The organism is Bradyrhizobium sp. 613_E4_N2_2 (genome assembly GCF_052075995.1).
In the GTDB taxonomy this organism is placed as follows: Bacteria; Pseudomonadota; Alphaproteobacteria; order Rhizobiales; family Xanthobacteraceae; genus Bradyrhizobium; species Bradyrhizobium barranii.
The window spans coordinates 6,285,401-6,308,426 of record NZ_CP197234.1; the positions used below are offsets into that span (position 1 = coordinate 6,285,401).

Genomic DNA, 23,026 nt, shown 5'->3' on the forward strand with positions numbered 1-23,026 from the left:
CAGCCTATTCGTTCGCGCAACGGTTTCGAAGGGGGATGCGCCGGACCACGGGGGAGCGGTCCGGCGCTGCGCCGCCTCAGTAACCGAGGCCCTTCTTGCTGTCGTAGATCTTCTGCGGATCGTCAGCCGCTGTATAGAGCTTGGAGTCGGTCTGGATCCACTTGGGCGGAACGGTGCCCTTGTCCTTGAAGGCCGCGACGGCATCGAGCGCGGGGCCGGCCATGTTCGGCGTCAGCTCGACGGTGGCATTGGCCTCGCCGGCGGCCATGGCCTTGAAGATGTCGGGGACTGCGTCGATCGAGACGGTGAGGATCTCCTTGCCCGGCTTGAGGCCGGCTTCCTTCATCGCCTGGATCGCGCCGACCATCATGTCGTCATTGTGCGCGTAGACCGCGCAAATCGACTTGCCGCCGCCTTCGGCCTTGATGAAGCTCTCCATCACCTCCTTGCCCTTGGCACGGGTGAAGTCGCCGGTCTGGCTGCGCACCACCTTGAGGTTCGCATGCTTGGCGATGGCGGTGTCAAAGCCCTTCTTGCGGTTGGCGGCGACGCTGGCGCCGACCGTGCCCTGCAATTCGACGACGTTGCAGGCCTTGCCGCCGACGGTCTTGGCCAGCCAGTCGCCGGCAACCTCGCCTTCGTGCACGCTGTCGGAGGTCACGGCGGTGAGATAGAGCTCCTTGCCGGAGGGATCGATGTCGCGGTCGAGCAGCACGACCGGGATCTTGGCCTCCTTGGCCTCCTTCAGCACCGAGTCCCAACCGGTCGAGACTACGGGTGCAAGGAAGATCGCATCGACGTTCTGCGCGATGAAGGAGCGGATCGCCTTGATCTGGTTCTCCTGCTTCTGCTGCGCGTCGGCGATCTTGAGATTGACCTTTCGCTTGGCAGCCTCCTGCTTGGAGACCGACGTCTCGGCCGCGCGCCAGCCGGATTCCGATCCGATCTGCGAGAAGCCGATGGTGAGCTCGGCGGCGCTGGCCGGCAGCGCGAGCAGCAACGCGGCCGTGGCGCTGGCCGCAAAGAGGGCTTTGAGGGTCATCAGGCGTATCTCCCAAGAAGTCATCTTGTGTTATCTCGAGTGCCGATCGGTAGCATGGCACCCGCAGGCCGGCCTTTGAGGCGGCGGGAGGGACTATTTCACGGAAGATGAGTTCCGACTAGTCATATTATTTGACTATTCGCGCGAAACTTCGATTTGGCGGGAAGGACGGTTCAATGACACGCCCAGCGCGATTTTGTTCCGTGGATGCAACGGGGAGATGAAGGAATATGTGCGGCCCGCAATCTCTCCTCCGCGTCATTGCGAGCGCAGCGAAGCAATCCAGAAACTGTCCACGCAGGGACTCTGGATTGCTTCGCTGCGCTCGCAATGACGGTGTGGATAGAGTTCGGCGTAGGTCGACCAAATCGACTCGCGGAGAGTCCGCGTCACCCGGATTGCATCTTCGATGCAATCCGGCTCTCCCCGCGTGCGGGGAGAGGCGAAGGGTAGCGGAGCTAAATCAGCTTCCGTTGCGCGAGGTTCTTCATCAGCGCGCCGATTCCAAACGTCCAGGGCTCGCACTCGTCGCTGGTGCGCATGCGGTTGATGAGCTTGCCGAGCTGGGGTGCTGCGATCGTGACGATGTCGTCGCGCTTGTGGGTGAACCCCTGCCCCGGCGCATCGCGATCCTTGACGGGTGCGAACATCGTGCCGAGGAACAGCACGAAGCCATCGGGATATTGATGCACCTTGCCGATCGTCTGCTCGACGAGGTCCGTGGGATCGCGACTGATCATGCTGATCGAGGAATGGCCGTCGAGAACGAAACCGTCCGCGCCCTTCACGTTCAGGCTGATGTCGAGCTTGCGGGCGTCGTCGAGTGTGAAGCTGTCGTCGAACAGACGCAGCAACGGGCCGATCGCGCAGGAGGCGTTGTTGTCCTTGGCCTTCGACAACAGCAGCGCCGAACGCCCCTCGAAGTCGCGCAGATTGACGTCGTTGCCGAGTGCGCCGCCGACGATCTTGCCGCGGCTCGAGACGAACAGCACCAGCTCGGGCTCGGGATTGTTCCAGGTCGATTTCGGATGCAGCCCGGCATCCATGCCGGTGCCGACCGAGGACAAGGTCGGAGCCTTCGTGAAGACCTCGGCATCCGGACCGATGCCGACTTCGAGATATTGGCTCCAGGCGTTCTGATCGATCAGCACCTGCTTCAAATGCATCGCCTGGTCGGAGCCCGGCTTGAGCTTCGACAGATCGTCGCCGATCAGCCGCGTCACTTCTTTCCGGATCGCTTCGGCCGATGCCGGATTGCCCTTGGCCCGCTCTTCGATGACGCGCTCCAGCATCGAGATGGCAAAGGTGACGCCGGCGGCCTTCAGGGTCTGGAGATCGAGGGGCGCAAGCAGCCACGGCTTTTTCGGATCGCGCCCATCCGGCGCCGTGTTGGCCACGATCGCTTCGAGATCGCCGATGCGCTCGCCCTTGACCGAGGCGAGCGCCTTGGCCGGATTGTCTTCCTCGCAGAGCGCGCTGACGGTCGGAAACTTGGCGGTGACGTCGAAGACGCCGTCTCCACGGACGGCGACAACGGCCGGGCCGTTCGCCTGCGGCAGCCAGACGCGGCCGACCAGCGTCCCCTTCGTTCCATCCTCGGGGAGAAGATCTCTAACAGACAGTGTCGTCATGGCCGCGTCCTCGCTCTTTCTCGGATCGGCCGCGTTCACAGCAGCCGATCCCATTGGCGAAGACCAATAAACGTCTGGCAGGGGAAGTCCAGACCGGCAGCGAAGAGCCGCTATGCCCCTGCCCGGGCCTTTATGCGCCTGCTCGCGCTTTGCGCGCCGCGATCTGCTGGAGCGCCCAGCGCGCGTTCTTGCGAACGTCGGGGTCGGCATCGTCGGCGATGACCGCCAGGAACGCCTCGCCGTCGGGATGGGCGATCTCGCCGAGCGCGGCCGCCGCCTCCTTCCGCAAATTGGCCTGGTCGTGGTTGATGCAATTGCCGATCGGGCGTACCGCGCGCTCGATCTTCATCTTGCCGAGGCTGCGGATCGCCTTCAGCCGCACCTGCCAGAATTCATCGGCGAGCGAGCCGACAAGCTGATCGGCCGCGAGCGAACCGTTGACGTTGAGGCCCAGCGTTTCCGCGGCCATCTCGCGCACCATCCAGTCCGAGTCCTTCAGCCCGCGTGTGATCGTCTCGGCCGCGGGCTTCAGCTGCGAGAAGGCCAGCGCGCTCACCGCGGCGCGGCGCACATGGGCGTCGGGATCATTGATCAGCGCGGTCAGCGCGGGGATGGATTCCTCCAGCTTGAGGAAACCGATCACGCCGATCGCCTGCACGCGAACGGCCGCATCTTGATCCAGGAGCGCTTCCAGCGCCGGCTTCAGCGTGTCCTTGCAGCGCAGCTCCTTCAGCGCGCGCAGCGCGCCCATGCGGACGAAGGCATGGGCGTGCTTGACCAGCGGCAGGATGATCTCGGCGCAGGCCGGATCCTTGAACTCGGCCATGCTGTCGGCCGCGGCCGCCGCCACGATTCTTTCGGGATCGACCAGCAGTTTGACCAGCCCATGCGCGGCCTCCGGCCCGTCGAACTCGCCGAGCGCCATCGCGACCTGCTGGCGCACACCGGCGTCGGGATCGGCGACCATGTTGGCGAGATGCGCGACGGCTGCGGGATCGCCGGAGTGACCGAGCGCGATGATGGCGACGCGGCGCTCGGCGGGATCGGCGGCTTGCAACCGCTCATCGGCGTCTTCGAGGTCGTCATAGGACTCGAACGGGCTCGACATGATCACCTCAACAGATAGGGAATATTGACGGTGACGGCGCCGGTCGGGCAATCGGCCTCGCAAGGCATGCAGTACCAGCACTCGTCATAGGCCATGTAGGCCTTGCCGGTCATGTCGCTGATGCGGAGCACATCGAGCGGACAGACGTCGACGCATACGGTGCAGCCCTTGTCGGCGATGCATTTGGCGTCGTCGACGACCACCGGAACCGATGTCTGATAGGACGCGAGAGGCATTTTATGTCTCCTGTTGCGATGTTGCGGTGGATCAGGCGGAGGCGCGGATGCGCTGCTTGTCGTAGAGGTCCTTCTCGTCGTCGGCGATCGGCACGACATAGGGCTCCACGGCGCGCTTCTCGCTGGTCATCTTGCCGTTCTGCTTGGAGAGCAGCGTGTGGCAGAACCAGTTCTCGTTGTCCTTCTCCGGGAAATCCGTGCGCCAGTGATAGAGGCCCCAGCGGCTCTCCTCGCGGTACAACGAGGCGTGCACCGCCATGTCGGCGCAGTCCATGATCGACTGCACTTCGAGCGCACGAAGCAGCTCGTGCGCATTGCGCGCGATCATGTGTTCCTGCATGTCCTGCCGCGTCTCGGCGAGGCGGCGCATGCCGAGCTCGTATTTGCGCGTGACCTTCGGCGGCTGGAGATAGTCGTTGACGAGGCGGCGGGTCTTGTACTCGACCTGGTTCGGCGGAATGCCGTCCTCGCGCTTCGTTGGCGCCAGCACGCGATCGCGCTCCCTGGCGACATCGGCGGCGTCGAATTCCGCGAAGTCGTGGCTGTCGGCGAACTCCATCGCGTCGATGCCGGCGACCGATCCGTTGGTGAAGGCGCCCAGCATGTAATTATGCGGCACGCTCGCCATGTCGCCGGCGGCGTAAAGGCCGGGCACGGTGGTGCGGGCATTGTCGTCGACGAACACGCCGGAGGCGCTGTGGCCGGAGCAGAACCCGATCTCGGAGATATGCATCTCGATCGACTCGCTACGATAGTCGACCCCGCGCCCCTGCTGGAACAGGCCGCGCGTGGGACGCTCGACCTTGTGCAGCGTGGATTCGATCTCCGAGATCGTATCAGGATGGAGATGCTTGAGCTGGAGGAACACCGGGCCCTTGCCTGACAGCAGCTCGTTGTAGAACTCCAGCATCATCTGGCCGGACCAGTAGTCGCATTCGATGAAGCGCGATCCCTCGTTGTTCGCGGTAAAGGCGCCGAAGGGACCGGCGACATAGGCGCAGGCCGGGCCGTTATAGTCCTTGATCAGCGGATTGATCTGGTAGCATTCGAGGTTCGCGAGCGCGGCGCCGGCGTGATAGGCCATCGCATAGCCGTCACCGGAATTGGCGGCGTTCTCGTAGGTGCCGAACATGTAGCCGGAGGTCGGCAGGCCCAGGCGGCCGGCGGCGCCCATGCAGAGGATCACGGCCTTGGCTTTGATCACCAGGATTTCGGCGGTGCGAGTGTTGACTGAGATCGCGCCGGCGATGCGCCCGTCCGACGACTTCAGCAGCCGCGTCGCCATGTAGCGGTTGGAGATCAGGATGCGGGCGCGGCGGAGCTGGCGGTACAGCGCCTTCTTCACGGTCTCGCCGTTCGGCATCGGAAGCACATAGGTGCCGATGTGGTGCACCTTCTTGACGGCGTAATCGCCGTTCTCGTTCTTCAGGAAGCGGATGCCGAAGCTGTCGAGCTCCTCGATAATCTTGTAGCAATTTTGCGCGTATTTATAGACCGCCTTCTGATCGACGATGCCGTCGTTGGCGATGGTGATTTCCTTGGTGTACTGCTCCGGCGTCGCGTAGCCGGGGATGACGGCGTTGTTGAGCCCGTCCATGCCCATCGAGATCGCGCCGGAGCGCTTGACGTTGGCCTTCTCGAGCAGGACGACATTGGCCTTCGGGTTCTTCAGTTTTGCCTTCAGCGCCGCCATCGGGCCGGCCGTACCGCCGCCGATGACGAGCACGTCGCAGGAAACCTCCGAAAGTCCGTCGACGATCTCATCTAGTGCCATCACTTGCTCCTGGTTCGCCGGTCCGGCGCCTTTGCATCAGATTTGTTCAGGTGGTTGTCCGGCGATAGCAATTAGTTGTCGCCGGGACGCGATTTGCGCCTCAGCGCTCGACGAAGGCCTTTTCAACGACGAAATGGCCGGGCTGGCTGTGGTTACCCTCGACAAAGCCGCGCGCGGCAAACATCGCGGGGAGTTCCTCGAGCATCGCCGGGCTGCCGCACAGCATGATGCGGTCGGTCTCGATATCGAGACCTGTTAGCCCGATGTCGTCGAACAGCTGATTGGAGGCGATCAGGTCGGTGATACGGCCGCGGTTTTTGAACGGCTCGCGGGTGACGGTCGGGTAGTAGACGAGCTTGTCGCGGATCAGGGGGCCGAAGAATTCGTGATTGCGCAGGCCGTCGACGAGGTGCTCACCATAGGCGAGCTCCGAAACCTGGCGGCAGCCATGGGCGAGCACGATGGTCTCGTAATTCTCATAGACGTCGGGGTCCTTGATCAGGCTGGCGAAGGGCGCGAGGCCCGTGCCGGTCGAGAGCAGCAGCAGGCGCTTTCCAGGGATGAGGTTGCCGGTGATCAGCGTGCCCGTCGCCTTGCGGCCGACCAGGATGATGTCGCCCTCCCGGATCTTCTGGAGGCGCGAGGTCAGCTGGCCGTCCTGCACCTTGATCGAAAAAAATTCGAGCGCCTCCTCGTGATTGGCGCTCGCCATGCTGTAGGCCCGCATCAACGGCTTGCCCTCGACTTCGAGCCCGATCATCGCGAACTGGCCGTTCAGGAAACGGAAGCCCGGATCGCGCGTCGCCGTGAAGCTGAACAGGCTATCGGTCCAGTGCCGGACCGACAAAACCGTTTCCTTCTGAAATGCGCTCATGCTCTCTCCTCAGCCGTCGTTGGCGCACAAGGTTTCGGAGAGAGCAGAGCCCGGCAATTCGGAAGTGAAATTCCCGGTCGATTAGTTTCACATTTAGTGGGCGGTGACTGAAGAGGAGGCCGACGGCCACGCGTTCGCGCTGGCAATTAGTTGCTATTCGTGCGCGCCCGCGCCGACATAGAAGGAAGCTGGAGGTTCGTCATGACCATGACCTTGGTGGCGCCGACTGTGGCGGCCTATGAAGCCAGCGCCGATCTCGCGACGCTCGTCGTGCGCACCACGCAGGACGACGTGGTCGGGATCGCTGCCGAGCAGCTCCGACTCTCCTGCAAATGCGCCCATTGCACCCGTGCCCGCTTCGACGATCGCTTCCCCGAACGCTTTCCCGGCATCGCCATCACCGAGATCGGCGATCTCGGCTACGGGCTGAACATCTCGTTTTCGGATGGGCATAACAGGGGGATTTATCCGAAGCCGTATCTGCTGAGCTTGGCGGGGCGGTAAGCCTCGATCCCGCTACACGCACACCGCTGTCATTCCCCGCGAAAGCGGGGAATCCAGTACGCCGCGGCCCCTCCGTATGTCACTGAAGTCTCTGGAATACTGGATCGCCCGCCTTCGCGGGCGATGACAGCGGAGTGAATGGCGGCGGCCTGCCACGAGCTCCCCCCATCTGGCACGGACATTGCTCCTCTTTAGAACGATTTGAACGTTCCGGAGGCAGACGATGTTGCAGGCGGCGAATGCGGTTCGCGGGACGGTTCCCGCAACGGTCCGGCCTGCCGGCGGCTCCTCGCTGCTGCTGACCGAGAACCAACAATGGATCGGCGGACCGCCGCCGCTGATGGACAAGCTGTCACCGCGCGAGCGGGAGCTGGTGCTGAAGCAGGGCCGGCGAAAGGTGCTCAACCGCGGCCAGACGCTGTTCAGCCAGGGCGGCAAGCATGACGGCATCTGGCTGATCGAGAGCGGCCGCATCCGCGTGTTCTACACTTCGCCGCTCGGACGCGAGATCACGCTGGCCTATTGGCACGTCGGCAATTTCGTCGGTGGGCCCGAAGTGTTCGAGGGCACCGTGCATCAATGGTCCGGCGTCGCATCCAGCAATTGCAGCGTCGTGCACCTGCCCGGAAAGGAACTGCGGTCCCTTGCCGTGGAGATCCCGAACCTCGCCATCGGCCTCATTGAAGGCCTTACCTTCAAGGGCAAATGCTATTCGGCGCTGGCGCAAATGCTGGGAACACGTTCGATCACCCAGCGCCTCGCGCATCTTCTGCTGCATCTGGTCGAGCTCTACGGCGTCGAGGATGCCGACGGCCGGGTGATCGCGGCGGCCTTCACCCATGCCGACATCGCCCACATGGTCGGCGCGACCAGGCAATGGGTCACGATCAGCCTGAAACGGATGCAGGAGAAGGGAATCGTCGTCACCAAGCGCTCGCAGATCGTGGTGTGCCGGGCCGACGCTCTCGAGGAGATGCGCGGCCAGAGCGGCGACTAGGGTCGATGCACAGGCAAGTGGCTTTATAGTGCAGGACTGCCCAAGGAGTATGCAATCAGCTTTTCCCGGCAACTAATCGACTGCGGCGGTCACTCCGGATTTGCCCTGCCCGCGGCCTCACCCAATCATGGCAACCACAGCACATCCAACCGAATGAGGATGAGAATGGTCCGCCATCTTCCCACGCTCTCGATCGCGATGTCGGTGACCTCGCTGGCGCTTCTGATCGCGCAGCCGGCCCTGGCGGAAACCGTCACCCTCGGCATCGGAACGCAGGACACCACGACCAACACGGTGACCGCCGGCGTCGTCATCCGGCAGCTGCATCTCCTCGAGAAATATCTGCCGAAGGACGGCAAATACGCCAATATCAAGTTCGAGCTGGAGTGGCAGAACTTCACCTCAGGCCCGCCCGTCACCAATGCGATGATGGCGAACAAGCTCCAGATCGGCATGATGGGCGACTATCCGCTGATCGTGAACGGCTTCACCTTCGAGAGCAATCCGGAGAGCAAGAGCCGCCTGATCGGCGTGGCCGCCTACAGCCTGTCTGGCTCCGGCAACGGGCTCGTGGTCCACAAGGACTCGCCCTATTACGATCTCGCCGATCTCAAGGGCAAGCTCGTCAGCGTGCCGTTCGGCTCGGCCGCGCACGGCATGGTGCTGAAGGCGATGCAGGACCGCGGTTACGCCTCCGACTTCTTCCAGCTCGTCAGCCAGAGCCCGGAGGTCGGCTCGACCAATCTCCAGGAGAAGAAGATCGACGCGCACGCCGACTTCGTCCCCTTCGCCGAGCTGCTGCCGTTCCGCGGCTTTGCGCGAAAAATCTTTGACGGCGTTGAGACCAACCTGCCGACCTTCCACGGCATCGTGGTCCGCACCGATTTCGCCGAGAAATACCCCGAGGTCATCGTTGCCTACTTCAAGGCGCTGATCGCCGCCAACCAGTGGCTGCGCGACGATCCGAAGCTCGCGGCCGAAAAGATCCAGGAGTGGACCGGCATCAACAAGGAAGTCGTCTATATCTTCCTCGGTCCCAGCGGCAACATGACCACCGATCCCACGGTGAAGCCGGCGCTGATCGATGCAGCCGCGACCGACGTCAAGGTTTTGCAGAATCTCGGCCGCATGAAGGAGTTCGATCCGAAGAAGTGGGTGGATGATTCCTACATCCGCAAGGCCTATGCCGAGATGAAGCTCGACTATGACACCCAGCTTGCGAGCACCAGAAATTACGAGATCGCGGGCGAAGATTCCTTCTGCAAGAAGCCGATCACCGACCCGCGCAAGGCCGGCGAGGTCTGGGTCGACGAAGCCGGCATCCTGCCGTTTGCGTCCGCAGCGTGCACGTTAGGGGCCTATGCCGACTACAAGGCCAAGGGCAAGAAGATCAACGTCGCCTACGTCTTCGACACCACCCGTGGAATCAAGCTGTTCGCCGACCAGGCCTTCTTCGCGGTCGGCAACGGCGAGGTCGCGCCGTTCCTGCTGAAGAAGGACGCCGAAGCCCATGCCGCCAAGATCAATGGCAAGGTGCTCGGCTTCGACGACGCGGTGAAGGCGGCGGTCGGCGGAGGCAAGACGTGAGCAGTCCCGCCCTCGCCAGACATCCCGAGGACAGCATGCCGGCAGCAACTGCAATCGCCGAGGCGGGCCCCGTGCCCGCCCCCTTCCCGCCCGCGACACCGCCTTCCTTCGGCACGCTTGCGCTGCGCTGGTACCGGCTCAATCGAGCGGGGCTACGCGCGACGGCGATCGGCATCATATCGCTGCTCGCCTTCCTGCTGGTCTGGCACCTGCTCACGACCTATCGCGTCGTGTTCTTCGTGCGCTTCACCAACGTGCCCTCGCCGCTCGCGGTCTATGCGAGCTTCACCAAGGCGATCCACGATCCGAAATTCCTGCTGCACATCCTCTTGAGCTGCCGGCGCATCTTGTTCGGCTTCTCGCTCGCGGCGGTGGTCGGCGTGCCGCTCGGCCTGATCATGGGCCGCTTCAAGCTGGTGCACGAAATCATCTTCCCGGTCGCCGAGGTGCTACGGCCGATCCCGGCAATCGCCTGGGTGCCGATGGCAATCATGCTTTGGCCGACCAACGAGCAGAGCATCGTCTTCATCACCTTCCTCGGCGCATTCTTCCCGATCCTGGTCAACACGCTGCATGGCATGTCGCTCGTCGACCCCGTGCTGGTGCGCGCCGCGCAATGTCTCGGCGCGCGCGAGCGCTCGATCTTCCGCGAGGTGTATTTTCCGGCTTCGATGCCGCACATCTTCACCGGCCTCACCGTCGGTATGGGCGTGGCCTGGGTGTCGCTGATCGCCGCCGAGATGATCTCGGGCCAGTACGGCATCGGCTACTTCACCTGGGAGGCCTATTCCCTTGTCCAATATGCCGACATCGCGCTCGGCATGATCGCGATCGGCGTGCTTGGCCTTGGATCGAGCCTGCTTATCAGGGGCGCCGGGCAGTTGGTGATGCCGTGGAGGCTAAAATGAACGAAATCCTGACCAAAGCACCGCAAGGCCATATCGAGGTCAGGAATTTCTCCCTCAGCTATGAGAGCATCGAGGGACCTGTGCAGGCCGTCACCGATACGCAGATTCATGTGAAGCCCGGCGAGTTCGTCTCGATCGTCGGGCCCTCCGGCTGTGGAAAGTCGACGCTGCTCAATGCTGTCGCCGGCTTCCTCAAGCCGACCACCGGTGTAGTCACGGTCGACGGCGAGCGGGTCAACGGCCCCAGCGCCGAGCGCGGCATGGTATTTCAGCAATATTCGCTGTTTCCGTGGAAGACGGTGCGGGAGAACGTCGAGTTCGGCCTGAAGATGCGCGGCATGGCGCGCTCCCAGCGCGAGCGCGCCGCGCGCACGCTGCTCGGGCTCGCGGGGCTCGAAGCGTTCGAAAAGCATTATCCGGAAAAACTCTCCGGCGGCATGAAGCAGCGCGTCGGCATCGTCCGCGCGCTCGCGACGGGACCGAAGGTGCTGCTGCTCGACGAGCCGTTCGGCGCGCTCGACGCGCAGACGCGCGTGATCATGCAGCAGATCCTCACCAACATGTGGCAACGGCTGAAGATCTCGGTGCTGTTCGTCACCCACGACATCGACGAAGCCATCTTCCTCTCCGACCGCGTCTACTGCATGACCGCCCGCCCCGGCTCGATCAAGGCGGAGATCCCGATCCCGCTGGAGCGGCCGCGGCAGCAATCGATGATGATGTCGTCGGAGTTCCTGGCGCTCCGCCGCGGCCTGATGTCACTGATCCGCGAGGAGAGCCTGAAGGCGATGGGCGGCGAGATCAGCGACATGGGCATGCAAGGGCTTAACATCGAGCTGCATGGGCATTCGCTGGCGGATGTGATCTAGCGCCCCATCTCGACGATTGCGCTCTTACTTCCCTTCTCCCCTTGTGGGAGAAGGTGCCTTGCCGAAGGCAAGGCGGATGAGGGGTCTGCTTCGGCAAACTCCCCTCTCATTTCGGACTCGCGGATAGAACCCCTCATCCGGCGCTTCACGCCACCTTCTCCCACAAGGGGAGAAGGAAGAGGAGTTCGCAGTCGCTGTGCTCCCCTCACTTGAACCAGTGCACCAGCGCGATGCTGATGCCGAGGAGCAGCATCAGCGACAGTGTCACGGCAGCCGTCACCCGGCCCCCGACATTCGCCAGCACCTTCACGTCGACGCCGAGGCCGAGCGCGGCCATCGAGACCACCGTCAGGAAGCTCGTGATCTTCGTCACCGGCCCGACCACCGTGCCCGGCACGATCTCCAGCGAGCGCAGGGTCGCCAGCGCAAGAAAGCCGAGGATGAACCAGGGGACCAGGCGGAAGAAGCCGACATTGGATTTCTTGGCGCCGGTCTGCCAGCGCGAGGCGACCAGGGAGAGACCGACGACGACGGGCCCGAGCATCAACACGCGCATCAGCTTCACGAGCGTGCCGATCTGCGTCGAGACGAGCCCGGCCGGGACCGTTGCCGCAAGCACCTGCGGCACGGCGTAGACGGTGAGGCCTGCGAGGATGCCATATTGCGTGGCCGACAATTGCAGCAGCGGAATCAGCAGCGGCAGGCCCAGCACCATCATCACGCCGAGGATCGCCGTAAAGGAAATCGAGGACGCGATCTCGTCGTTGTTGGCGCCGATGATCGGCGCCACGGCGGCGATCGCGGAATTGCCGCAGATGGAATTGCCGCAGGCGATCAGGATCGAGAGCCGCGTCGACAGGCCCAGCATGCGACTGAGGCCGAAGGAGACGCAGAGCGCGATCACGACGACCGCGGCGATCGATGCCAGCAGCGCCACGCCGGAAGCCGCGATGGCGGCGAAGCTGATCGAGGCCCCCAGCAGCATGACCGCAACTTCGAGCAGCTGCTTGGCGCTGAAGGCGATGCCGGCCTGCCAGCGCGGCGCCGGTTTCCAGAAGCTGCGCAGCGCCATCCCGAGCAGGATCGCCATCACCAGCGCTTCGACATAGGGGTGCTCGAAGACACCCAGCTCGGCCCGTTCGAGCAAGGCCGAGATACCGGCCACGGCGATGCACAGGAGGATTCCCGGAATCAGCGCCGCAATACGGCTCACGACAGTGGTAGGCTTGGCGTCGGCCGGGTTGGATGCTTGATTCTGCGACACAAATCTCTCCCAGAGGAGAAATATTTATACGCAGTGCTGGCCGATTGGGGAATAAGTTTTCAGCATATCAGGGCCGAGGGAAGTTCTATCCTCAGCCCGGAATAATCGGCTCAGAAGATCAGGCTTTTGGCGAGCGAGGCGACGCGGCTGAAGCTGTCATAGACGCCCGGCTCAAAGAAGGCCGCACGCGCGAGCACGATCCCCGCGACCAGCGACCAGAACACCGTGGTGCCGGCCCGCAACAGGAGCTTTGACGCGCGCGATCGCGGCTGGGTGTCCGTTGCGGACACCAGCTGCTCGCCGAAGGGCTCAAATCCAGTGCGTTCCATGGCTACGCCGATCCATCAAATTCTGAATGGAATGTCGTCGTTTCGGCCCCAAACGGCAATGGAAGCGATTGGCGTTTTTGGCCCTCGATGGGGAAACTCCTTCCGTCTGGCGAACCCGAGGCAATAGTTTTCTTCTTTGGGCCGGTTTGGCGGTCCGGAACCCGGTTAAAGCGCCAGATAGCGGCGACGGATCGCGTCGTTGGCCTTCAGCTCGTCGATTCCGGCGGCATAGACGATCTGGCCCTTGTCGATGACAGTGGCGTGGCTCGCAAGCCCCAGGCAGAAATGCATGTTCTGCTCGGCGATCAGCACGGTCGATCCGAGCTGTCGGAGCTGCCGCAACAGCTCGCCGATCCGCTGCACGATGATCGGCGCGAGGCCCTCGCTCGGCTCATCGAGCAGCAACAGCGCCGGGTTGCCCATCAGCGTGCGCGCGATGGCGAGCATCTGTTGCTCCCCGCCCGAGAGACGTCCGGCGATGCGATGGCGCAGCGGCTCCAGCAGCGGGAAGACGTCGTAGATCCGCTTGATCGGCCACTCGTCCTGGCCTTCCGGCCCCTTCTTGCGACCGATGACGAGATTGTCCTCGACCGTGTGCTCCGGAAAGATCTGGCGATCCTCCGGCACGAAGCCGAGACCGGCGCGCGCGATATGGTGCGGCCTCTGGCCCGAGATCACCGCGCCGCGCAGGCTGATCCTGCCCCGCCGCGGCGGCGCCAGCCCCATGATCGCCTTCATGGTCGTCGATTTGCCCGCGCCATTGCGGCCCAAAAGCGCCATGGTCTCGCCCTGCCGCACCGAGAGGCCGACGCCGAACAGTATCTGGCTGGTGCCGTAGTAGACGTCGAGATCGGCGACTTCGATAATGGTCGCGCTCATGCGGCGGCCCCCGCATGTTCAGTGCCGAGATAGGCCTCGATCACGGCGCTGTTGCTTCGGATTTCGTCGGGCGTGCCGGTCGCGAGGATGCGGCCGTAGCAGAGCACGACGATCTTTGGGGCGATCTTGAACACGATGTCCATGTCGTGCTCGATGAAGACGACGGTGATTTTCTGCGTCTCCCAGAGCTCGCGCACCTTGTCGATCATGCGCCAGCGCTCTTCCGGGCCCATGCCGGCAGTCGGCTCGTCCAGCAGCAGAACCTTTGGTTCGAGCACCAGAGCGAGCGCAATGTCGAGCAGCTTCTGGTCGCCATGCGACAGCGTTGCGGCCGTGCGATTGCGCTTTCCCGCGAGGCCCAGCAGCTCCATCACGTGCTCGGCGCGGTCGCGCGTCTCGGGCAAGGGAAAGCGCTTGTGCAGCACCGCGGACGAGCGCTGGTCGGCGCTGACGGCGGCAAGCATGGTCTCCTGCACCGTCAGCGATTTGAAGATGCTCGCGACCTGGAAGGCGCGGCCGATGCCGTGCCGCACGATCTCCGGCGGCGAGCGGCCGGCGAGATCGATGCCGTCGAGCAGCACCTGGCCGGAATCCGGCCTCAAGGCGCCGGTGATCAGGTTGAAGAACGTGCTCTTGCCGGCGCCGTTCGGGCCGATCACCGCCGTGAGCGAACCGTCGGGGAAGTCGAGCGTGACGTCGTTGGTCGCCTTCACGCCGCCGAAGGATTTTGCGAGGTTGCGGATCTCGAGCATCGCTAGCGCCCCTCGCCTGCGTCACGCCGGTGCGCGAACCAGTCGGCAACGAAATCCAGCAGGCCTTTGCGCAGGCCCAGCGCGAAGAACAGGATGACCACGCCGAGCACGATGCCGTGGTATTCGGTGAAGCGCGTGACGGTGTCGTTGAGCAGAAGCAGCAGCACGGTGCCGACCATCGGCCCCAGGAAGGTCGAGACGCCGCCGAGCATGTTGATGAAGATGCCCTCGCCCGAGATCGTCCAATAGGCGAATTCCGGATAGGCACCGGAGACGAACAGCGCCATCACCATGCCCCCCATCGACGCAAACAATGCCGCCAGCACGAAGACTGTCAGCTTGGCCCGCCAGACGTCGATGCCGAGGAAGCTTGCGCGCGCGGCATTGTCGCGGATCATGCGCAACGTGTAACCGAACGGCGATTGCGCGATCTGGCGCATCGCGAGCAGGCCGAGGATGAGAAGCGCGCAGCTCGCGACATAGAGATGGATGTGGTTCGCAAGATTGATGCCGAGGAATGTGGGGCGCGGAATGCCGCCACGCAGGCCCTGGTCGCCGCCGGTGAAGGAGGCCCAGGACAGGATGGTCGAGTGGATCAGCATCTGAAACGCGAGCGTGACGAAGGCGAAATAGATATCCTTCAGCCGCACGCAGATCGCGCCGATGACGGCGGCGATTACCGCCGTGATCGCCAGCGTCGCGACGAAGGCCACGGGAATCGGCACGCCCAGCTTCTGCATGATCAGGCCAAAACTGTAGGCGCCAAGGCCGAAGAACATGCCGTGGCCGAACGAAGTCAGGCCGGTGTAGCCGACCAGCAGGTTCAGCGAGGTCGCGAACAGGCCGTAAGCCGAGCAGCGGATGACGAAATCGAGCAGCGCCTTGCTGCCGGTGAACAGCGGCAGGCTCGCCAGCACGGCAAAGGCGACGAGCGCAATCAGGACGTCGCGATAGCGTTGCAGCGCCACACCGCTACGCACCGGCGCCAGCGTCTCGGCGCGTCCGGCCTCGAGCTCGGTCATGCCGCCTCCTTGCCGAACAGGCCGGTGGGCTTGGAGACCAGCACGATCACCATGAACAGGTACATCAGGCCTTCCGTGAACAGGGGAAAGCCGAGCGAGCCGAAGGAGCGGATCAGACCGATTAGCAGCGCTCCGATCAGAGCGCCCAGGATCGAACCCATCCCCCCGATCACGGTGACGATGAAGGATTCGATCAGTACCGAAAATCCCATGCCGGGTGTGAGCGAACGCACGGGCGCCGCGAGCGCGCCGGCAAGGCCCGCCAGCATGCCGCCGAGCGCGAACACGCCCCCATAGATCAGACCGGTATTGATGCCGAGCGCCGAGACCATGCCGGGATTATGTGCCGCCGCCCGGATCACCTTGCCGATACGGCTGCGCGACAATCCGATGCCGAGCACGATCGCTGCGACGAGCGCGACGCCGATCAGCAGCAGGTAATAAGGCGGCACTACGCCGCCGGCGATGAACAGCGGCATCACCTGGAATGCCGCGGGCATGCCCATCGACCTGAATTCCGGCCCCCAGATGATGCGCACGACATCGTCGAAGATCAGCACGAAGGCGTAGCAGACGAGCAGCTGCATCAGCACGTCGGCGCCATAGACGCGGCTCATGAAGACGCGCTCGAAGATCATACCGAGAATCGCGGTCCCAGCCGCGCCCGCGAACATCGCCAGCGCGAAGCTCCCGGTGAGCTGATAGGCCGTCATCGCGAAATAGGCGCCGAACATGTAGAAGGCGCCGTGGCTGAAATTGACGACCTTGAGCACGCCGAAGATCAGCGTCAGCCCGACTGCGACCAGGAACAGGAGCATGCCGATGATGAGGCCGCTGGTGGTTTGCGTCACCAGGCAGGCGGAACTGGAGAGGCAGCCGGCGAGCGCGTCGAGATCCACGGGAGCACTTTCATTGCGACGCGCCGGACTTGGCGCGGAGAACCAAATAAAAACGGCGGAGACGGTCGCCCGTCTCCGCCGCGCGTCACATCAGGTGTAGCCCTTGCTCTTCTTCCACTCGGCCTCGAGCTCGAAGATGGTCTTCCAGTCGCCGGCCTTGACCTCGGGCACGTAGGGCTCCTGCGGGATCGTGGTGCCCCAGCCGATCGCGTAGCCGACCAGCGTGTGGTCGTCGCCGCGCATTGTCACGGTGCCGTCGGCGCCGAACGGGCACTTGATGGTGAGGCCCTTCAGCACCTCCGCGATCTTCTTGCCGTCGGTGGTGTTGGCCTTCTTCGCGGCCTCGGCGAGGAACATCACGGCCGTCGCGTTCTGCCACGACCAGTTGGTCGGATATTCGTTGTACTTCGCCTTGTAGGCATCGCCCCAGGCCGCGTTCTCCGGCGTGGTCGGGAAGGTCTTGATGTAGCGGTTGCCGGAGTGGATACCCTTGGGCAGGTTCTTCACCACGGTGAGCGCGGTGTAGTCGGCCATGTTGACCGCGAACACCTCCATCTGGCCGAACATCGCATAGATGTTGGCCTGGTCGATATAGGAGGTGAGATCGCCGCCCCACAGGCAGGAGTACAGCGCCTGCGGCTTGGCCTGGAGGATCTTGGTCACGACTTCGGTGTAGTCGGGCTGGAACAGCTTTGGCCAGGACTCGCTGATGATTTCGACGTCGGGCGCAAAGCGCTTCAGGTACAGCGTGAACTCGCCGGTGGTGTCGCGGCCATAGGCATAGTCCGGCGAGCAGGTCGCCCATTTCTTCAGGCCCTTGGCTTTCGCGATCGAGGCGGCATAGCTGCCGCCGACGATGGAATCGTGGATGCCCTGGCGCACGCAACGGAACGCGTTCGGGATGTGCTGCTTCGGATCGGCCGTGAGCGAGGACGCTTCCGAACAGGTGTGGACGCAGAGCACACCGAGATCGCGCGCCACTTCGTGAACCGCAAACGATCCGGACGACGCCTCGCCGTCGATCAGCCACTCGCAACCATCGGTGTTGACGAGCTCGCGCGCGACGCGGGCGGCTTCCTGCGGCTGGCCCTTGGAGTCACGGATCACCATCTCGATCTGGCGGCCGGCAAGTCCGCCGGCGGCGTTGACCTTGTCGACCTCGAGCATCACCGCATTGCGCGACGACGTGCCGAGCTGCGCAACGCGGCCCGACAGAATCGTCGGCATGCCGATCTTGATCGTCTTGGCTTGCGCGCGCGCCACCCACGGTGCGGCAACACTCATCGCACCGGCGCCCATCAGCGCCAGCGTTGAACGGCGGCTGATGCCCGGCATGCGGGTTCTCGTCATTTTCCCCTCCCTCTTTCGGGTCGGCGTTTCCTGGTCCCTTGCCGGAGATCGTCTCGTCTCCGTGTTCCCAACAATTTCAGAGGCAGGGGGGTGACGTCAAGCCAAAGATGAATTACGAGTCATAATTCATCAAAGGAGGAAACGAGGCCGGTAATCGGCCCAAAACCCGCAAAATGATCAATCTTTCGAGCTTCATCACCTTTCATGCCCGGCGCACGCCGGACCGGCCCGCGCTGAAATATCGCGGCGAGGAGATCTCCTACGCCGATTTCGATGCGCGCATCCGGCAAGCGGCCGGCTGGCTCGCCGCGCAGGGCATCGGCGCGGGCGACGTCGTGGCCGTGCTGATGAAGAACAGCGCGGCGTTCCTGGAGCTCGTCTTCGCCACCAGTCATCTCGGCGCGGTGTTCTTGCCGATCAATTTTCGACTGTCGCGCGACGAGGTCGGCTACATCGCGGGCAATGCCGGCGCGCGGTTGTTGATCGTCGATGAGGAACTCGCCGCGAATGCAGCGGGCGCGAAGGTTGTCGTGCTGAACGAAGTTGCGCAGCAAAGCATCACGCACCTCGCGGGCGAGGCCGTGCCCGCGCCGATGCACGTCCGCGCACCGTCCGACCTGATGCGGTTGATGTACACCTCGGGTACGACCGACCGCCCCAAAGGCGTGATGCTCACTTACGATAATTTTTACTGGAAGTCCGCCGACCAGACGATCGCGCTCGGCATCGGTGCCGAGACGCGACTGCTCGTTGTCGGCCCGCTCTATCACGTCGGCGCGCTCGACCTGCCCGGCATCGCCGTGCTCTGGCACGGCGGCTTCATCCGCATCGAGCGCAATTTCGAGCCGGAGACCGCGCTTGCGGCGATCGCGGAGGACAAGCTGAACGCGGCATGGTTCGCGCCTGTGATGACCACCGCGATGCTCACCTGCCCCACCCGCGATCGCTACGACGTCTCCAGCCTGAGATGGGCGATCGGCGGCGGCGAGAAGACGCCGGAGGTGCGCATCCGCGCGTTCTCGGAGTTCTTCCGCAATGCGCGCTACATCGATGCCTATGGCCTCACCGAGACCGTCGGCGGCGACACTTTCATGGAAGCCGGCCGCGAGATCGAGAAGATCGGCTCGACCGGCCGCGCCATCGCCCATGTCGAGATCGAGATCCGTGACGAGGACGGCAAGACGCTGCCGCCGAACGTCAATGGCGAGATCTGTCTGCGCGGACCGAAAATCACGCGCGGCTATTGGAAGGATCCGGAGAAGACGGCGGCGGCCTTCTTCGGCGACTGGTTCCGCAGCGGCGATGTCGGCTATCTCGACGAGGAAGGCTTCCTGTACCTGACCGACCGCAAGAAGGACATGATCATCTCGGGCGGCGAGAACATCGCTTCCTCCGAAGTCGAGCGCGTCATCTACGACTTGCCCGAGGTGCGCGAAGTCGCGGTGATCGGCCTGCGCGATGCGCGCTGGGGCGAGCGGCCGGTCGCGATCGTCGTGCTGGCCGAAGGCGCGAGCCTTGCGCTCCCTGCCCTCACCGAGCACTGCCGTACGCGCCTGGCGAGCTTCAAGGTACCGAAACAGCTCGTTATCCGCGACGGCCTGCCGCGCAACCCGAGCGGAAAAATCCTCAAGCGCGTGCTGCGCGCCGAGCTGGAGACCTCTGAATGACGCAAGCGAATGCCAAGGTCACAAAGCTTAACCGCGTCGAGCGCAACGCCTGGACCAAGCAGAAGATCTTTGACGCCGCGACCAAGGTCGTCGGCAAGCATGGCTATGCCGAAGCCTCCGTCGCCCGCATCACGGAAGAAGCCGGCGTCGCGCAAGGCACCTTCTATAATCATTTCGAGAACCGCCAGGAACTGCTCGACCAGTTGCTGCCGAAGATCGGCCTCGACATGGTCGAGTTCATCCGCGCACGCACCGGCACCGCCGATGCCGCGCGGCAGGAGATCGCCCGCTTCTCCGCCTTCTTCGACTTTATCCGTGAGGTGCCGGAGTTCCTGCGCATCCTCAACGAGGCCGAATTCTTCGCGCCCATCGGCTACCAGAAACATCTCGACAACATTTCGGTCGCCTATGTCCGCATTTTGCGCCGCGCACGAGCGGCAGGCGCGATCGAGGATTACAGCGACGAGGAATTCGAGGCCATCGTCCACATGCTGATGGGCGCGCGCGGCTATCTCAGCCGCCGCTACTCCTATTCGGCCGGCGGCGTCACCGCCGTCCCCGACCACGTCATCTCCGCCTATCGCAAGCTGATGACGCGCGGCCTCTTCAGTGCATCCGGAGATCAGGACACGCCATGAACATCGCATCTCCACAAAAGCCGCTCGATCTCGTCTCCGCGATCGCCGAAGGCGATATCCGCTGTTTGCTGATGGTGCTGGTGCACATGACCGGCGATGAGCGCTGGCTCGAGCCGCCGTACTTGCCCAAGCGCGACATCCGCCTCATTCCCGATCCAGAAGCCGGCGTGCCCCGGGAGGTCCAGGACGAAATCCGTGCCGCAGTGGTCAAGCTGTTTGCCGGCGGCACGCCAAAACCCGTCATCACCGATCCCGGCGAAGAGCTGCTGCTCAAGATGATGCGCGCCTGCCTCGGCGAGAACGTCGCACCGGAATATGCACCGCTGATGCGCGAGGAGATGGGATTTGTAGCGCGCGAGCCGCAATGGACGAAGCGCCCCTCCGCCGAGAAGCTTGCCGGCCAGCACGTGCTGATCGTCGGCGCCGGCGTCTGCGCCATCGCGCTCGGCGTCGCACTCGGCCATCTCGGCATCCCCTACACCATCGTCGAGAAGAACGCCGAGCTCGGGGGCACCTGGTGGATCAACCGCTATCCCGGCTGCGGCGTCGATACGCCGAACCATTCCTATTCCTACTCGTTCGGCTCGGGCAATGCATGGACGCGCTATTTCTGCCAGCGCGAGGAGCTGCTTGCCTATCTGCTGAAGGTCGCCGAGGAATACGGCATCCGCGAGCATCTGCGGGTCAATACCGAGCTGACAGCGTCGCGCTGGGACGAAGGCAAGCGACGCTGGATCTCAACGCTGAAGACGAAGAGCGGCGAAGAAACCTTTGAATCCACCGCGCTGGTCTCGGCCATCGGCCAGCTCAACGATCCCTCTCGCGCCCGCTTCAAGGGCGAGGAAGACTTCAAGGGCACGATCCTGCATTCGGCCCTGTGGTCGGACGACATCAATCTCGACGGCAAGCATGTCGCCGTGATCGGGACCGGCGCGACATCGATGCAGCTGGTGCCGTCGATCGCCGGCCGCGTCGCGTCCGTCACGGTCTATCAACGCAGCGCGCAATGGGCGCGGCCCGTTAAGGGCTATTCCGATCCGATCAGCGACGGCGCGCGCTGGCTGCTCGCGCATCTGCCGTTCTATGTGCAGTGGTACCGCTTCAACATGTTCTGGCGCTATGGCGACGGCCTGTTGCCGTTCCTGCGCAAGGACCCGGCCTGGCCGCATCCGGAGCGCGCCGTCAACAAGGGCAATGACCGGCATCGCCAGGAGCTGACCGATTTCATCCTCACCGAGCTGAAGGATCGGCCCGACCTGATCGCCAAATGCGTGCCGACCTATCCGCCCTATGGCAAGCGCATCCTGCTTGACAACAACTGGTTCAGGACGCTCACGCGGGACAATGTCGAGCTCGTCACCGACACGATCGATCATTTCGATCGCGACGGCATCGTCACCGCAGACGGCGAGCACCGCCCCGCCGACATCGTCGTGGTCGCCACCGGCTTCAAGGTCACGGAGATGGCGGCGCGCCTCAACATCAGCGGCCGCGGCGGCAAGGATCTGCGCGAGGCCTGGGCCAACGACAACCCGACGGCGTTCCTCGGCCTCACCGTCCCGGACTTTCCGAACTTCTTCTGCATGCTCGGTCCGAACTCCGGCCCCGCCCATGGCGGCAGCGTCATCTTCCAGTCGGAATGCCAGAGCCGCTATATCTCCGCCTGCCTCGCCGACATGATTGAGCACGACGTCGCCGCCATCGACGTCCGCAGGGAGGTGCTGGACGACTACGTCCAGAAGGTCGATGCCGAGCACGAGGCGATGATCTGGACCCATACCGGCATGAGCACCTATTATCGCAATTCGAGCGGCCGCGTGTTTTCGGCGATGCCCTGGCGGTTCGTGGACTACTGGCGCATGACGCATGATCCGGATCTGGGGCAGTACAGGTTGACGAAGGCGTAAACCTCACCTCGTCGTCATTGCGAGCGCAGCGAAGCAACCCAGAATCTTTCCGCGGAGATACTCTGGATTGCTTCGCTGCGCTCGCAATGACGGAATTCGCGGGTTAATCTCCCGCACAACCGGGAGCGCCGTACGCCGAGGGAAGCCGCCAATGCCCAAGCCGCTTGTCCGCGTCTACACCGACTACAAGAGCCCTTACGCGTTCGTGGCCAACAAGCGGCTATTTTCGCTCGAGGAGGCGCACGGCGTCGAGCTCGAATGGCTGCCCTATACGCTGCGCGTCGCCGAATTCATGGGGACGGTCGAGGAGCGCACGCCGCATTTCTGGCGCAAGGTGCGTTACGCCTATATGGACGCGCGGCGCTATGCCAATGCGCAAGGGCTCGTCATGAAGGGGCCGCGTCGGATCTACGACGCCTTCTATTCCAGCGTTGGAATGCTGTTCGCACAGCGGCACGGCTTCTTCCGCCCTTATCACGACACGGTGTTCCGCAAATTCTGGAGCCATGAGCTCGAGATCGACGATCTCGCCGCAATCACGGACGTCATCACCGCGTGCGGCGGCTCGGCGAGCGAGTTCGAAGCCTACGTCAACGGCCCTGCCCGCACCGAGCACGACCGCATCATCGACGAAGCCGAAGCACTCGGCGTGTTCGGCGTGCCGACCATGGTGTTCAACGGCGAGCTGTTCTGGGGCGGTGATCGCATCGACATGCTGATCGAACGGATCGAGCGTCCGGAAACGATCGAGGCCGCGCTCGACAGCCGCCACCGCAAATCAGTGTAGCC

The 23,026-nt window shown here is 63.7% G+C and carries 22 protein-coding genes; 9 read left to right on the forward strand and 13 right to left on the reverse strand.

The features are described from left to right. Positions 1-76: 76 nt before the first annotated feature. From ytfQ to AB7290_RS30060, 6 genes are all read right to left on the reverse strand, one after another. On the reverse strand, positions 77-1,042 hold the full coding sequence (ytfQ, locus tag AB7290_RS30035) for a galactofuranose ABC transporter, galactofuranose-binding protein YtfQ (RefSeq protein WP_063984486.1): 966 nt from the start codon (positions 1,040-1,042) through the stop codon (positions 77-79). Positions 1,043-1,500: 458 nt separating this feature from the next. After that, positions 1,501-2,673 (reverse strand): fumarylacetoacetate hydrolase family protein, encoded by a 1,173-nt coding sequence (locus tag AB7290_RS30040; RefSeq protein ID WP_085399440.1) that lies wholly within the window; start codon positions 2,671-2,673, stop codon positions 1,501-1,503. Between the two features lie 130 nt (positions 2,674-2,803). After that, the gene (locus tag AB7290_RS30045; RefSeq protein ID WP_071915514.1) at positions 2,804-3,781 is read right to left on the reverse strand and encodes a HEAT repeat domain-containing protein; all 978 of its coding nucleotides are present in this window, start codon (positions 3,779-3,781) and stop codon (positions 2,804-2,806) included. A gap of 2 nt (positions 3,782-3,783) precedes the next feature. After that, positions 3,784-4,017, reverse strand: coding sequence for a 4Fe-4S dicluster domain-containing protein (locus AB7290_RS30050; protein ID WP_008141081.1), 234 nt, complete (start codon positions 4,015-4,017; stop codon positions 3,784-3,786). 31 nt (positions 4,018-4,048) lie between these two features. Continuing rightward, positions 4,049-5,791 carry a fumarate reductase/succinate dehydrogenase flavoprotein subunit gene (locus AB7290_RS30055; RefSeq protein WP_085399406.1) on the reverse strand — a complete coding sequence of 581 codons (1,743 nt, stop codon included), beginning with the start codon at positions 5,789-5,791 and terminating at the stop codon, positions 4,049-4,051. Positions 5,792-5,891: 100 nt separating this feature from the next. Then, on the reverse strand, positions 5,892-6,665 hold the full coding sequence (locus AB7290_RS30060; protein ID WP_085399405.1) for a ferredoxin--NADP reductase: 774 nt from the start codon (positions 6,663-6,665) through the stop codon (positions 5,892-5,894). A gap of 207 nt (positions 6,666-6,872) precedes the next feature. Here AB7290_RS30060 and AB7290_RS30065 point away from each other — a divergent pair, with 207 nt between their 5' ends. From AB7290_RS30065 to AB7290_RS30085, 5 genes are all read left to right on the forward strand, one after another. Next, complete coding sequence (locus tag AB7290_RS30065) at positions 6,873-7,169, forward strand: gamma-butyrobetaine hydroxylase-like domain-containing protein (RefSeq protein WP_085399439.1); 297 nt, start codon at positions 6,873-6,875, stop codon at positions 7,167-7,169. Between the two features lie 223 nt (positions 7,170-7,392). Then, on the forward strand, positions 7,393-8,166 hold the full coding sequence (locus AB7290_RS30070) for a Crp/Fnr family transcriptional regulator (protein ID WP_085399404.1): 774 nt from the start codon (positions 7,393-7,395) through the stop codon (positions 8,164-8,166). A gap of 165 nt (positions 8,167-8,331) precedes the next feature. Further along, entirely contained in the window at positions 8,332-9,753 is a 1,422-nt protein-coding gene (locus AB7290_RS30075) for an ABC transporter substrate-binding protein (protein WP_085399403.1), read from the forward strand. Next, positions 9,750-10,661 carry an ABC transporter permease gene (locus AB7290_RS30080; protein WP_187387763.1) on the forward strand — a complete coding sequence of 304 codons (912 nt, stop codon included), beginning with the start codon at positions 9,750-9,752 and terminating at the stop codon, positions 10,659-10,661. The genes AB7290_RS30075 and AB7290_RS30080 overlap by 4 nt, the downstream gene beginning before the upstream one ends. Then, positions 10,658-11,530, forward strand: a complete 873-nt coding sequence (locus AB7290_RS30085; protein ID WP_085400672.1) for an ABC transporter ATP-binding protein — start codon at positions 10,658-10,660, stop codon at positions 11,528-11,530. Before AB7290_RS30080 ends, AB7290_RS30085 begins: the two co-directional genes overlap by 4 nt. Before the next feature lie 205 nt (positions 11,531-11,735). Here AB7290_RS30085 and AB7290_RS30090 read toward each other — a convergent pair whose 3' ends face one another. The 7 genes from AB7290_RS30090 to AB7290_RS30120 all read right to left on the reverse strand — a co-directional run bounded on the left by AB7290_RS30090 (position 11,736) and on the right by AB7290_RS30120 (position 18,025). Beyond that, a complete protein-coding gene (locus AB7290_RS30090; protein WP_038941923.1) occupies positions 11,736-12,794 on the reverse strand; it encodes a YeiH family protein in 1,059 nt (352 codons plus the stop codon). A 110-nt stretch (positions 12,795-12,904) separates the two neighbouring features. Further along, positions 12,905-13,123, reverse strand: coding sequence for a hypothetical protein (locus AB7290_RS30095; protein ID WP_063984492.1), 219 nt, complete (start codon positions 13,121-13,123; stop codon positions 12,905-12,907). A gap of 165 nt (positions 13,124-13,288) precedes the next feature. After that, positions 13,289-14,002, reverse strand: coding sequence for an ABC transporter ATP-binding protein (locus AB7290_RS30100; protein ID WP_085400670.1), 714 nt, complete (start codon positions 14,000-14,002; stop codon positions 13,289-13,291). Further along, positions 13,999-14,754: an ABC transporter ATP-binding protein gene (locus AB7290_RS30105; RefSeq protein WP_085400669.1), complete on the reverse strand. Its 756-nt coding sequence runs from the start codon at positions 14,752-14,754 to the stop codon at positions 13,999-14,001. The genes AB7290_RS30100 and AB7290_RS30105 overlap by 4 nt, the downstream gene beginning before the upstream one ends. A gap of 2 nt (positions 14,755-14,756) precedes the next feature. Next, a complete protein-coding gene (locus AB7290_RS30110; RefSeq protein WP_085400667.1) occupies positions 14,757-15,776 on the reverse strand; it encodes a branched-chain amino acid ABC transporter permease in 1,020 nt (339 codons plus the stop codon). Beyond that, positions 15,773-16,675, reverse strand: coding sequence for a branched-chain amino acid ABC transporter permease (locus tag AB7290_RS30115; protein ID WP_085400665.1), 903 nt, complete (start codon positions 16,673-16,675; stop codon positions 15,773-15,775). The genes AB7290_RS30110 and AB7290_RS30115 overlap by 4 nt, the downstream gene beginning before the upstream one ends. A gap of 90 nt (positions 16,676-16,765) precedes the next feature. After that, complete coding sequence (locus AB7290_RS30120) at positions 16,766-18,025, reverse strand: ABC transporter substrate-binding protein (RefSeq protein WP_085400663.1); 1,260 nt, start codon at positions 18,023-18,025, stop codon at positions 16,766-16,768. Positions 18,026-18,198: 173 nt separating this feature from the next. Here AB7290_RS30120 and AB7290_RS30125 point away from each other — a divergent pair, with 173 nt between their 5' ends. From AB7290_RS30125 to AB7290_RS30140, 4 genes are all read left to right on the forward strand, one after another. Continuing rightward, positions 18,199-19,692, forward strand: coding sequence for an AMP-binding protein (locus AB7290_RS30125; protein WP_085400661.1), 1,494 nt, complete (start codon positions 18,199-18,201; stop codon positions 19,690-19,692). Further along, positions 19,689-20,330 carry a TetR/AcrR family transcriptional regulator gene (locus AB7290_RS30130; protein WP_071915527.1) on the forward strand — a complete coding sequence of 214 codons (642 nt, stop codon included), beginning with the start codon at positions 19,689-19,691 and terminating at the stop codon, positions 20,328-20,330. The genes AB7290_RS30125 and AB7290_RS30130 overlap by 4 nt, the downstream gene beginning before the upstream one ends. Next, positions 20,327-22,237, forward strand: a complete 1,911-nt coding sequence (locus tag AB7290_RS30135; protein WP_085400659.1) for a flavin-containing monooxygenase — start codon at positions 20,327-20,329, stop codon at positions 22,235-22,237. The genes AB7290_RS30130 and AB7290_RS30135 overlap by 4 nt, the downstream gene beginning before the upstream one ends. 151 nt (positions 22,238-22,388) lie before the next feature. Next, a complete protein-coding gene (locus AB7290_RS30140; protein WP_085400657.1) occupies positions 22,389-23,024 on the forward strand; it encodes a 2-hydroxychromene-2-carboxylate isomerase in 636 nt (211 codons plus the stop codon). The last annotated feature ends 2 nt before the right edge of the window (positions 23,025-23,026 follow it).